Source organism: Streptomyces sp. STR69, assembly GCF_024519455.1.
Classification (GTDB): domain Bacteria; phylum Actinomycetota; class Actinomycetes; order Streptomycetales; family Streptomycetaceae; genus Streptomyces.
Map to the genome: position 1 here is coordinate 95,737 of NZ_JALJRY010000029.1, position 12,735 is coordinate 108,471.

Annotated in this window: 8 protein-coding genes; 7 read left to right on the forward strand and 1 reads right to left on the reverse strand. The window is 71.9% G+C overall.

Features of this window, described 5'->3' with window-relative positions; all coding sequences use genetic code 11:
* The 5 genes from OC490_RS38705 to OC490_RS38725 are packed head-to-tail and all read left to right on the forward strand — an operon-like array spanning position 1 to position 7,857.
* Positions 1-4,467, forward strand: coding sequence for a beta-ketoacyl synthase N-terminal-like domain-containing protein (locus tag OC490_RS38705; RefSeq protein WP_262062727.1), 4,467 nt, complete (start codon positions 1-3; stop codon positions 4,465-4,467).
* The gene (locus tag OC490_RS38710) at positions 4,464-4,766 is read left to right on the forward strand and encodes an acyl carrier protein (RefSeq protein ID WP_019071397.1); all 303 of its coding nucleotides are present in this window, start codon (positions 4,464-4,466) and stop codon (positions 4,764-4,766) included. Before OC490_RS38705 ends, OC490_RS38710 begins: the two co-directional genes overlap by 4 nt.
* A 3-nt stretch (positions 4,767-4,769) precedes the next feature.
* Complete coding sequence (locus OC490_RS38715; RefSeq protein ID WP_262062728.1) at positions 4,770-5,582, forward strand: alpha/beta fold hydrolase; 813 nt, start codon at positions 4,770-4,772, stop codon at positions 5,580-5,582.
* Positions 5,579-6,778, forward strand: coding sequence for a glycosyltransferase (locus tag OC490_RS38720; RefSeq protein ID WP_262062729.1), 1,200 nt, complete (start codon positions 5,579-5,581; stop codon positions 6,776-6,778). Before OC490_RS38715 ends, OC490_RS38720 begins: the two co-directional genes overlap by 4 nt.
* Positions 6,775-7,857, forward strand: a complete 1,083-nt coding sequence (locus OC490_RS38725) for a class I SAM-dependent methyltransferase (RefSeq protein WP_262062730.1) — start codon at positions 6,775-6,777, stop codon at positions 7,855-7,857. The genes OC490_RS38720 and OC490_RS38725 overlap by 4 nt, the downstream gene beginning before the upstream one ends.
* Positions 7,858-8,071: 214 nt before the next feature.
* Here OC490_RS38725 and OC490_RS38730 read toward each other — a convergent pair whose 3' ends face one another.
* A complete protein-coding gene (locus OC490_RS38730; RefSeq protein ID WP_262062731.1) occupies positions 8,072-8,836 on the reverse strand; it encodes an SIS domain-containing protein in 765 nt (254 codons plus the stop codon).
* A gap of 118 nt (positions 8,837-8,954) precedes the next feature.
* Here OC490_RS38730 and OC490_RS38735 point away from each other — a divergent pair, with 118 nt between their 5' ends.
* Both OC490_RS38735 and OC490_RS38740 read left to right on the forward strand, forming a co-directional pair.
* Entirely contained in the window at positions 8,955-9,839 is an 885-nt protein-coding gene (locus tag OC490_RS38735) for a MurR/RpiR family transcriptional regulator (protein ID WP_200713152.1), read from the forward strand.
* 133 nt (positions 9,840-9,972) lie between these two features.
* Positions 9,973-12,735: glycoside hydrolase (locus OC490_RS38740; protein ID WP_262062732.1), on the forward strand; the 2,763-nt coding region annotated here is incomplete at its 3' end.

Genomic DNA, 12,735 nt, shown 5'->3' on the forward strand with positions numbered 1-12,735 from the left:
ATGACCGACCGTCAAGTGCCGGTCGCGATCGTGGGAATGGCGGTGCTGCTGCCCGGCGCCGCCGACCTCGACGCGTACTGGCGGAATCTGCTCAGCGGCACGGACGCCATCAGCGAGGTCCCGGACGGGCGTTGGGACGCCGACTACTACCGGCCGGACTCCGCGAGCGGTCCGGCCGTGGCCGACCAGGTGTACTGCCGGCGCGGCGGCTTCGTCGACACACTGGCCGAGGTCGAGGTCACCCAGTTCGGCATCATGCCGAACTCGGTGCCCGGCACCGAACCCGACCAGCTCATCGCCCTCCATGTGGCCGCCGCCGCCCTCGCCGACGCGGGCGGCGAGTCCCGACTGCCCGACCGGCATCGCGTCGGCGTGGTTCTCGGCCGGGGCGGCTATCTCACCCCCGGCCTGGTCCGCCTCGACCAGCGGGTCCGTACGGCGGGCCAACTCGTCCGCACGCTGGGCGAGTTGCTGCCCGACCTGGACGCCGGCCAACTCGACCGGATCCGCACCGCGTTCACCGACCGGCTCGGCCCCGACAGTCCCGAGTCCGTCATCGGCCTCGTACCGAACCTCGCGGCGTCCCGGGTCGCCAACCGCCTCGACCTGCGCGGCCCGGCGTACACGGTGGACGCGGCCTGCGCGTCCTCGCTGATCGCCGTCGACCAGGCGGTGACCGAACTCGCCGCCGGGCGCTGCGACTTGATGCTCGCCGGGGGCGTCCACCACTGCCACGACATCACCCTGTGGAGCGTGTTCTCCCAGCTGCGCGCCCTCTCCCCCAGCCAGCGGATCCGCCCCTTCCACCGGGACGCCGACGGCATCCTGATCGGCGAGGGCACCGGAGTCGTCGTCCTCAAGCGCCTCGCCGACGCCGAACGCGACGGCGACCGGATCTACGCCGTGATCCGGGGCACCGGTGTGTCCAGCGACGGCCGTGCCGCGAGTCTCGTCAACCCCGACTCGACCGGCCAGACCCACGCCGTACGACAGGCCTGGGAGGCGGCGGGGCTGGATCCGGCGCTGCCCGGTTCGATCGGTCTGCTGGAGGCGCACGGCACGGCGACGCCCGCCGGCGACGGGGCCGAACTGGCCACGCTCGCCGAGGTGTTCGGCCCCGACGGTGATGCGGTCATCGGCTCCGTGAAGTCGATGATCGGTCACACGATGCCCGCGGCCGGTGTGGCCGGGCTGGTGAAGGCCGCGCTCGCCGTGCACCACGGGACGCTGCTGCCGACCCTGCACTGCGACGACCCGCATCCGGCGCTCGCGGCCACCCGGTTCCGTCCGCTGGAGAAGGCGGCGCCCTGGGAGACCACGCCCGAACAGCCGGTGCGGCGGGCGGCGGTGAACGCCTTCGGGTTCGGCGGCATCAACGCGCATGTCGTACTGGAGGAGGCGCCGGGGGCTCGCGCATCACGTGCGTCGGCGGTGGTCGTCGACGAGCCGGAACGCGTGCTGACCCTCGCCGCCGACAGCCCCGAGGCGCTGGCCGCGCTGCTGGACGCGGACGACTCCGCACTACTGGCCACAGCCTCGACCACTCCCCTGTCCGGCCGCTCCCGGCTGGGCATCGTCGCCCCGGACGCCAAGCGGCTGGCGCTGGCCCGCCGGGCGGTTGCCAAGGGGCGGGCGTGGCAGGGCCGCAGCGATGTGTGGTTCACGCCGAGCCCGCTGCTCGGGCCCGGCGGGGGCAGGCTGGCGTTCGTCTTCCCGGGCCTGGAGGGCGACTTCGCGCCCCGGGTCGAGGATGTCGCCACGCACTTCGGACTGCGCGAGAACAGGTCCGCAACTCCCGCGCAGGTGGGGGATGTCGGCCGCCACGGCTTCGATGTCGTCGGCGTCGGGCGGCTGTTGGACGCCGCGCTGCGCCGGATGGGTGTCGTGCCGGACGCGGTGGCCGGGCACAGTGTCGGTGAGTGGACGGCGATGACGGCCGCCGGGGTGTACTCGCCGGACGAGGTGAGCGACTTCATGGAGTCGTTCGACCCGGACTCGGTGACGGTGCCGGGGCTCGCCTTCGGCGCGATCGGGGCTCCCGCGGAGCGTGTGCTGTCGGCGCTCGCCGCCGAGTGGCCGGACTCCGGGATCGTCCTCTCCCACGACAACGCACCCGGCCAGTCCATGGTGTGCGGGCCGGACCAGGCGGTGGACGCGTTCGTGCGGTCCTTCCGCGCGCAGGGCGTCCTGAGCCAGGTGCTGCCGTTCCGATCCGGCTTCCACACACCGATGTTGAGGCCCTACCTCGCGCCGATCGAGGAGGCCACGAACCGCTTCCGGCTGCATCCTCCGACGGTCCCCCTGTGGTCCGGGACGACCGCCTCGCCGTATCCCTCGGAGGAGAAGGCGGTCCGTGAACTCTTCGTCCGCCATCTGCTGGAGCCCGTGCGCTTCCGGCAGCTCGTCGAGGCCATGTACGACGCCGGTCATCGCGCGTTCGTCCAGGTCGGCACCGGCCAACTCGGTTCTCTCATCGACGCCACGCTCGGCGGACGCGATCACCTGGTCGTCGCCGCCAACTCGCCCCACCGCTCCGGCCTCGCCCAACTCCGGCGGGTGGCAGTGGCGTTGTGGGCGGCGGGCGCAACGGTGGATCCGTTGACACTGGCCCCGCAGAAACCGGCTCGCCGACAGGAGCGGCCTCCGGTACGGCTCGACCTGGACGGGGCACTCGTGTCCCTCGACGCCCCGAGCCTGGTGAAGCTGCGGGCGGAGCTGCGCACACCGCTCCCGACGAGTGCCGCCGCGTCCCCCCTGGACGCGCTCACCGACCGCTTCCCGGCCGCCGCCGAACTGCACGCCCTGATGCGCGAGACCGCCGACACGGCCGCCCAACTCCTCACCGCGGGCAGCCGCCGTACTGTGGCGACCCTCCCCGCTCCACCCCGGCAGCCGCCCGCTCCGCCCCGGGAATGGCAGACCACGGTCCATGTCTCACCCGAGTCCATGCCCTATCTCATGGACCACTGCTTCTTCCCGCAACGCCCCGACTGGCCGGATGTGGCGGACCGTTGGCCGGTGGTCCCGGCCACCACGATCGTGCAGCACATCATCGAGGCGGCGGAGCGGACCGCGCCCGGCATGCGGGCGGTCGCCGTGCACGACGCGCGGTTCGACCGCTGGCTGACGGCGACGCCGTCGGTCGACGTACCGGTGCGGGTGGTCACCGAGGCCTCCGGCCGGCTCGCCGTCTCCTTCGGCCCGCACGCCCGCGGTGTGGTCGAACTGGCCCCCGCCCACGCCCCGTCGCCCCCGCCCCGCCCCCGCCCGGACCCCGTCTCCGAACGCGTCCCCGACCACACGGCGTCCCATCTCTACGACGAGCGCTGGATGTTCCACGGTCCGGCGTTCCAGGGCGTCACCGAACTCACCGCGATCGGCGACCGTCACGTACGCGGCGTGATCACCACCCCGCCCGCCCCGGGCTCCCTGCTCGACAACGTGGGCCAGATCCTCGGCTACTGGATCATGTCGACCCGCACCGAACGCACCGTCGTCTTCCCGGTCGGCATGCGCGAGATGCGCTTCTACGGCCCCCATCCGCGCCCGGGGACGGAGGTGGAGTGCCTGGTGCGGATCACCTCGCTCACCGACACCGCGCTCGAAGCCGACGTACAGCTCACGGTCGACGGCGTGGTGTGGGCGGAGCTGACCGGCTGGCAGGACCGGCGTTTCGACAACGACCCGCAGACCAGGCCGGTCGAGCGCTTCCCCGAACGCAACACGCTCTCCGAGGCCCGCCCCGGCGGCCGGACCCTGCTGAACGAGCGCTGGCCCGACCTCGCCTCCCGCGACCTCATCATGCGCAACTCCCTGAGCAGCATGGAGCGTTCGCAGTACGCGGAACATCCGCCGCGCGGTCGCCGGCAGTGGCTGCTGGGCCGGATCGCGTTGAAGGACGCGGTACGGCAGTGGCTGTGGGATCACGGCGAGGGGCCCGTCTTCCCGGCCGAGATCCGGGTCCACAACGACGAGTCGGGCCGCCCGTACGTCACCGGCCTGCACGGCCGCACCCTGCCCCCGCTGGATGTCTCGCTGGCCCACGCCGCCGAGGCCGCCGTCGCGATCGTACGGCCGCACTCCCCCGGACCCGGGCCCGGAATCGACATCGAGGAAGTCGTCGAGCGCGCCCCCGCCACCCTCGCCACCGCTCTCGGTGAAGACGAACTCGCCCTGCTAAGAGCCCAGTTGGTCCCGTCCGGCGAGTCGGAGGCGCTGTGGTTCACCCGCTTCTGGGCGGCGAAGGAGGCGGTCGCCAAGGCGGAGGGCACCGGCTTCGGTGGCCGGCCGCGCGACTTCGCCGTCTTCCAAGTGGTCTCCGGATCACGGCTGTTGGTGTCGGGGCGACTGGAACGCGCCTACACCGTGCACTGCGAGCCGGCCGGCAATCCCCCCAATCTGCCGGACAGGACCTATGTCGTGGCCTGGACGACGGGACCCGCGCACGAAGAGGAGTACGACCGATGACCCCCACCACCGAGGACACCGTCCTCGCCGACCTCACCGGCATGCTGACCGCGCTCCTGGAGGACGAGTACGGCGTCGACGACGTCGAGATCACCATGACGACGACCTTCAACCGCGACCTGGAGCTGGAGAGCATCGACCTGGTGACCCTGGCCGGGCTGCTCCAGGAGCACTACGGCACGAAGGTCAACTTCGCCGAGTTCCTGGCCGGGATGGAGTTCGACGAGATCATCGAACTCACCGTCGGCCGGCTCGTCGAGTACGTCGTGCAGAGCCTCAAGGCAGCAGAGGCGGGCTGAGCCATGGCGATGGTCGACACCGGTCAACTCCGGCTGCACGTACAGCGAATGAGCCCGCCCGAGGGCCGCCGACCCACGGCGACCGCGGTGTTGGTGCACGGTCTGCTCACCGACAGCCTGGCCAGCTACTACTTCACCATCGCCCCGCCGTTCGCGCTGGCGGGCGTCGACGTCGTCATGTACGACCTGCGCGGTCACGGCCGCAGCGGGCGGCCGGCGACCGGCTACACCCTCGACGACAACATCGACGACCTGGAGGCGCTGCTCGACCGCCTCGATGTGACCGGCCCGGTCCATCTGGTCGGCAACTCCTACGGCGGGACAGTCGCGTTCGGCTACGCGGCCCGCCATCCGGAGCGGGCCGCCAGTGTCTCCCTCATCGAGTCGGAACCGGCGACGGATGCCTGGGCGCCGAAGCTCCGCGGCATCCTGGACCGCGTGCTGCACGAGCTGGCGCACAACGAGGACGACGCGATCGCCTGGATCAGCGCGAACCGCGGCCACAACACCGCCCGCCTCGCGAAGGGCGCGGCCCGGCTGGCCCGGGAGACCTCCCTCTCCCAGGACATCCCGGCCAGCAAGGTGTTGACGGAGGATCAGATCCGGGCGGTGCGCTGCCCGGTGCTCGGCGTCTACGGCGGCGACTCCGACCTCGCCCTGCTCGCCCCGTGGCTGGAGTCCGTGCTGCCGGACTGCCGGACCGTCGTCGTCCCCGGCCACGAGCACTCGGTGCTGGTGGAGGCGGCGGGCACGGTCGGCGGCCACATCCTCTCGCTGATCCAGGAGGCGAGCGCGACCGAGGTGGCCGTCCGGTGAGCCGGTTCCTGTTCGTCGTACCGCCGTTGGTGGGCCACATCAACCCGGCGACGGGCGTGGCGGCCGAACTCGCCGCCAGGGGACATGAGTTGGCGTGGGCCTGCGCCGACCCCGCGCTCGTACGGCGGCTCGCCGGCGAGTCGGCCCGGGTGTTCCCGTGCGCCGGTCCGGTGCCGGGCACGGGCGAGAGCGTACGGCCGCCGGACCTCCGTGGCCCCGAGGCGCTGAAGTTCCTGTGGGAGGCGTTCCTCGCGCCACTCGCCGAACAGATGGCGCCCGGAGTCACCGCCGCTGTCGAGGAGTTCCGGCCGGACGCGGTCGTCGCCGACCAACAGGCCCTGGCCGGCGGCCTGGTGGCGGAACGCCTCGGTCTGCCGTGGGCGACCTCGGCGACCACCTCGGCCGAGTTCACCGACGTGTTCGCCGGCATCCCCAAAGTCGGCCTCTGGCTGGACGAGTTGCTGCACCGGCTCCGCGCCGACCTCGGCGACCCGTCCGGCACCGCCGACCCCCGCTTCTCGCCGCATCTGGTGCTCGCGTTCAGCACCCCGGAACTCGTCGGCCCCGAAGCACGGCAGGGCGAGCAGATCCGCTGGGTCGGCCCCTCGATCGCGCCCCGCCCGGCCGCACCGGACTTCTCCTGGGACTGGCTGGACCCGGCCCGCTCCCTGGTCCTGGTCAGCCTCGGCACCGCCAACAGCGATGTGGGCGCCCGCTTCCTCACCGAGTGCGTGACGGCGCTGCGGGCGCGAACAGACCGCGTACAGGCGGTGATCGCGGATCCGGGCGGCGCGCTGGGCGCACCCGACGACCAGGACAAGGATCTCCTGGTCCTCCCCTCGATCCCCCAACTCCCGCTGCTCGAAAGGGCGGACGCGGTTGTGTCGCACGCCGGGCACAACACGGTGTGCGAGGCGCTGTGGCACGGCGTCCCCCTCGTCGTGGCGCCCATCCGCGACGACCAGCCGGTGATCGCCGGGCAGGTCACCGGCGCGGGCGCGGGCATCCGGGTCCGCTTCGGCCGGGTCACCGCGCCGAAGCTGGGCGCGGCGATCGACGCCGTACTCCACGAACCCGACCACCGCGCCGCCGCCGACCGTATCCGTACGGCGTTCCGCGCGGCCGGAGGCAGCCGCGCGGCGGCCACCCACCTGGAACAGCTGGCCACCGGCGCGTCCCCGAAGGAGACCCCGTGAGCACCGAGGACGAACCCCAGGCCCCGAGCCGCAACGACCAGGTAGCGGCTCTACGGCCCGTCTACCAGGCCGACTTGGCCGACGGCCTGGACCGCTTCTTCGAGCCCCGGCGCGAGACCTGCCCCTGGTGCGACTCGTCGCGGCTCAAGACCCGGCTGCGCACGAGGGATCTGATCCAGCACAAGCCGGGCACCTTCGTCCTGGACCGCTGCGAGGACTGCCGACACACGTTCCAGAATCCCCGACTGAGTCCGGCGGGACTGGAGTTCTACTACCGGGACTTCTACGACGGCCTGGGCGAGAAGCAGTTGGGCAACACGTTCGCGGCCCGTACCAAGATGTACGAGCAGCGAGCGGAGTCACTGCTCGCGCACGCGCCGACTCCCAAGAACTGGCTGGACGTCGGCACCGGGCACGGCCACTTCTGCGAGTCGGCCCGCACGGTGTACCCGGGCACGACCTTCGACGGCCTCGACTTCACGGACGGAGCCGAACTCGCCGAGCAGGCGGGGCGGGTGGAGCGCGGCTATCGCGGCAGCTTCCCGGAACTGGCCCCGAATCTCGCGGGCCACTACGACGTCGTCAGCATGTTCCACTACCTGGAGCACAGCACCGAGCCCGAACGCGAACTGGCCGCCGCACACCAGGCGGTCCGCCCCGGCGGCCACCTGCTGATCGAGGTCCCGGACCCCGACAGCCGCTACTCCCGCCTGCTGGGCCGCTGGTGGCTGCCGTGGCTCCAGCCCCAGCATCTGCACTTCATCCCGGTGGAGAACCTGCGGGCCCGTCTCACGGACCTCGGCTTCACGGTCGTGGCGGAACAGCACGCGGAGCCGCACGACCCGGTCGACCTCCTCGCCGGCACCTGGCTGGCGCTGGACACGGCCGCCCCCCGCGACAACCTCCCGTGGCTGCCGAAGCCGCCGTCCGCTCCGGCCCGTACGCTCCGGGCGGCGGTGCTGATCGCGGGGATTCCGGCGCTGATCCTCGGCACGCTGCTGGACCGGTTCGTGGTGAAGGGGCTGTCGCACCGGCTGAGGGTGTCGAACGCGTACCGGCTGGTGGCACGGCGCGACTGAGCCGTGGTCGACCGCAACAGGGAAGAGGGCCCGACGGTGCTGCGCACGGGTCGACTACCGGCTGGCCCCCATTGAATGATGCATTCACCGCGTCTAGCATCAGCCGGTGATTCCAGCAATTCCCGTCTGAGTTCCGACAAGTGCGGCGCAGGTGACGACGAGCGGTCGCGGCCCGGTTCCGGGGGCTCCGGCCGCTCGTCCACAGACCCTGAACTCAGCTCGCGGTACGGCGAATTCGCCCCGCGTACCGCTTCTCCAGCTCCAGGTTGCCCTCGAAGCCGCCCGGCACATTGGCCGAGACGTACACGGGCGGCCGGTCGCCCGAGGCGAGGAGCTGGGCCGCCGCCTCCGCCACCGTCAGCTGCACGAGCATCGCGCCGGTGAGCGTGGAGAGGGCGCAAACGGCACCCCCGCCCGGGAGTTCGAGGAGGGCGTCGCCGCGCGGGGCCGCGTTGTCGAGGACGACGTCCGCGAGGTCGACGAGCTTCTTGCCGCTGGGGTGACCGGCGGGGACGGCGTGGGTGTGGGCGAGCGAGGTGATGGCGAGGAGGCGGTGTCCGCGCTCCTTCACCCGCAGGGCCATTTCCACGATCACCTTGTTGACACCGGAGTTGGAGACGATGACGAAGAGGTCCTGCGGGTGGGGCGCGGCCAGGTCGTAGAGCCGGTCGGCGACTCCGGCCTGCCGCTCCAGCAGCGGGTCGTCGAGCACGCTCGGGGCGTCGCCGCCGTAGAGGACGAGGTCGGCGATGCTCAGGCGGTTGGTGGGCACCAGACCCCCGGCGCGGCCCGCGAGTTCGAGGACCATGGCCTGGGAGTGGCCGGTGCCGAAGGCCTGGATGACGCCGTTCGTGCGGACGCAGTCCGCGATCAGTGCGGCGGCGCGGGACACGGTCTCGCGGCTGGATTCGGTGATGTGCTGGAGGACGGCCAGGCTCTCGCGCGCGAAGATCTCGGCACTCACGGACTCGGCGGACACACGCTACTCCCCACCGGTGGATCAAACCACCTATTCTTTCCCGATCAATGAATCAATAAATCACACGCGGTCCTGGTATTCAATCGAAGGCCTCTGGGGTGGCTGATACCTTCTCCACATGCCCCCGACAGACGTCACCACCCTCATCCGCACGGAGCTGCCCCGGCTGGCGGGCTCGTTGCGGAAGGTCGGCGAGCTGATCCTGGAGGATCCGGCCGCCGTCACCCACTGCTCGGCCGCCGAGCTGGGCCGCCGCACCGGTACCTCGCAGGCGACGGTGACCCGGTTCTGCCGCGCGGTGGGCCTCGACTCGTACCAGCATCTGCTGATCGAACTGGCCCAGGAGCGCGGGCGCGGCGAGGTGTCCGACTGGGGCACCGCCGAGATCGGCCCGGACATCTCCCCGGACGACGATCTGGAGCGGGTCGTGCAGGTCGTGGGCAGCGCGGACCTGCGCGCGGTGCAGCAGACCATCGACCGGATCGACCTCGACGCGGTGGAGCGCGCGGCCACCGCCGCCGCCCGCGCCCGGCGCATCGACGTCTACGGCATCGGCGGCAGCGGGGCGGTCGCCCAGGAGACCGAGACCCGGCTGTTCCGCATCGGCTGCGCGGTGCGCGGCTGGACCGAGGTGCACGCCGCCGCCACCTCCGCCGCGCTGCTCACCCCGGCGGACGTCGCCATCGGTATCTCCCACTCGGGTTCGACGCGCGAGACCATCGAACCGTTCGAACTCGCCAAGGAGCGCGGCGCCACCACCATCGCCCTCACCTCCGATCCGCGCTCCGCACTCGCCCGCGCCGCCGACATCCGGCTCATCTCCTCGTCCTCGGCGACCAGTTTCCCCACCGGCATCATCGGCGCCCGCCACTCGGTGCTGGTCCTCATCGACTGCCTCTACGTCCGCATCGCGCAGCTCTCCTACCAGCGCGCGAGCGCCTCGCTGGCCCTCACCGACCACATCGCCGGGGAGCACACGGTGAAGTCCCGCAGGGGCCGGTGATCTGAACCCGGACCGGCCCACGATCTCGGCCGAGTCTGCATGGATGAACCACCGAAGTTACGCGGGGATGGTTGTTTGAATCATCTTCGCGATGTCAGGATGGGCGCTCCGCCGAGCCTCTGGTAGGAGACCCATGCGCGTCACCGCTGCCCTGTCGACCGAGCTGTTCGCCGGTACCGCCGAGCATCCGCTCCAGGTGGTGGCCGTCGAACTCGCCCATGTCCCCGGCCGGCCGGTGCGCCTCACGGTCGAGGGTCCGGGCCTGCACGGCAGCGCGGAGACGGTCGTCGGCGAGGACGGCACCGCACGCGCCGAGATACCCGTGGCCTGCGGCCTCGCGCCCGGCGAGCGGTGCGCAATCGAGGTGACGGCGGCCGACGGCGGCCAACTGGCCACGTACAGCACCGAGTTCACGGCCGCCGAACCCGGCTGGACCATGTTCATGGTCAGTCACTTCCACTACGACCCCGTCTGGTGGAACACCCAGGGCGCCTACACCGAGACCTGGGACGTCGCCGACGACCCGGCCACCACGGGTCTCCCCGCCCGCACCTTCGACTCGCGCGGCCAGTCCGGCATGAGCCTCGTCCGGGCCCACTGCGACCTGGCCCGCCGCGACCCGGCGTACACCTTCGTCCTCGCCGAGGTCGACTACCTCAAGCCCTACTGGGACGCCTTCCCCGAGGAACGCGCCTTTCTGCGCGAGCTGATCCGCACCGGCCGGGTCGAGATCATGGGCGGCACGTACAACGAGCCGAACACCAACCTCACCGGCGCCGAGGCGACCGTGCGCAACGCCCTGTACGGGGACGGCTTTCAGCGCGGCATCCTGGGAGCCTCACCCGAAACCGCCTGGCAGCTCGACGCGTTCGGGCACGACCCGCAGTTCCCCGGGCTCATGGCGGACGCGGGAGTCTCCTCCAGCTCGTGGGCGCGCGGACCGTTCCACCAGTGGGGGCCGACGCTCTCCGTCTTCGGCGAGGAGCCGCGCGATCCCCAACGCATGCAGTTCCCGGCCGAGTTCAGCTGGATCGCCCCCTCCGGGCGCGGGCTGCTCACCGCCTACATGGTCAACCACTACGGCGCCGGCTGGGCCATCGACAACGCGCCCACGCTCCCCGAGGCCGAAGCGGCGGCGCTGAAGCTGTTCCGGGGACTCAAGAAGGTCGCGCTCACCCGCAATGTGCTGCTGCCGGTCGGCGGTGACTACGCGCCGCCGTGCCGCTGGGTGATGGACATCCACCGTGACTGGAACGCCCGTTACGTCTGGCCGCGCTTCGTCAGCGCGATCCCCCGGGACTTCTTCGCGGCCGTCCGCGCCGAGTTGGCCGAGGAGGGACGCAAGGCGTCGCCGCAGACCCGGGACATGAACCCGGTCTACACCGGCAAGGACGTCTCGTACATCGACACCAAGCAGGCCCAGCGCCACGGCGAGACCCTCCTCGCCGACGCCGAGGCCTGGGCGACGCTCGCCTCGCTCGTGGCCCGACACCCCTATCCGGACGCGGCGTTGGACAAGGCCTGGCGGCAGCTCATCTACGGCGCCCACCACGACGCGATCACCGGCTCCGAGTCGGACCAGGTGTACATCGACCTGATGACCGGCTGGCGCGAGCTGTACGACCTGGCGGAGACGGTGCACGCCGACGCGACGGCGGCCATCGCCGGGAAGGTCGCCCAACTCCCGGGCGCGACCGACGACTTGGTGGTGTTCAACTCGGCGACCTGGGAGCGCCGCGACGTGCTGACCGTCGCCGACCCCGGCCTGGTCCCCCTCGACGACACCGGCCTGCCCCTCCCCGCCGTGCGCGAGGGCGACCAACTCCGGCTCGTCGTACCGGACGTACCCGGCATGGGCCTCAAGGCCCTCCCGCTCGCGGAGGGTTCGGTACCCGAGTGGACGCCCGGCGAAGGCCTCACCATCCGCAACGAGTTCTACGAGGTGACGGTCGACCCCGCGCGCGGCGGCGGCGTCAGCAGCCTGCGCGAACTGGCCGAGGAGGGCCGGGAGTTGCTGCGCGCGGGTGACATCGGCAACGAACTCGTCGTACAGGAGGAGTACGCGCGCCACCCGCGGTTCGGCGAGGGCCCCTGGCACCTCACCCCCACCGGAACCACCGCCGCCCGCAGCCGGGACGTCACCGCCGACATCGATGTCCAGCACTCCCCCGCCGGTTCGCGGATCACCGTCACCGCCGACCTCGGGCTGTTCCGGTACACCCAGCGACTGACCCTCTGGACGGGGGTGCCACGCCTGGACGTGACGACCACGATCGACGGCTACGACGGCGCCGACCGGCTGATCAGGGTGCGCTGGCCGTCCGACGTGACGGGTGGACTGCCCGTGCACGAGGTGGCCGACGCGGTGATCGGGCGCGGGTTCGGGTTCGTCGAGGTGGACAGCGAGGAGTTCCCGTGGACGCTCGACAACCCGGCGAACACCTGGTTCGGGCTCGGGTCCACCGCGCGGGTCGCGGTGCACGACGAGTCGGGCCGGCTGCTCGGCCACCGGTCGATCGGGGTCGCCGAACTCGTCTACGCCGACTGGGACGAGGCCGGTGAACTCGGTGCCGCGCTCGCGGCGGCCCTGGTCCGCGTCGGGGTCACCGCGACCTCGACGATCGCGGGCGGTCCGCGCTACGGGGACCTCGAAGTGGACTCCAATCTCCCGGACTTCCGGATCGCGGTGGGCGCGCCCGAGCGCAACTCGGTGGTCGCCGAGGCTCTCGGCTGGGACCCGGCAGCCGGGCGCGAGTTGCGTCGGCAACTGGCCGAGCGGGCGATGGCGGCGGTGTGGGTCGCGCCGCGTGCCGGGCTGCGCGAGGAGTGGGTGCCCGGGGCCGACCTGCGCGACCTGGAACGGCTGCCGCTGCTCGTGGTGGCGGGAGCCCCCCCC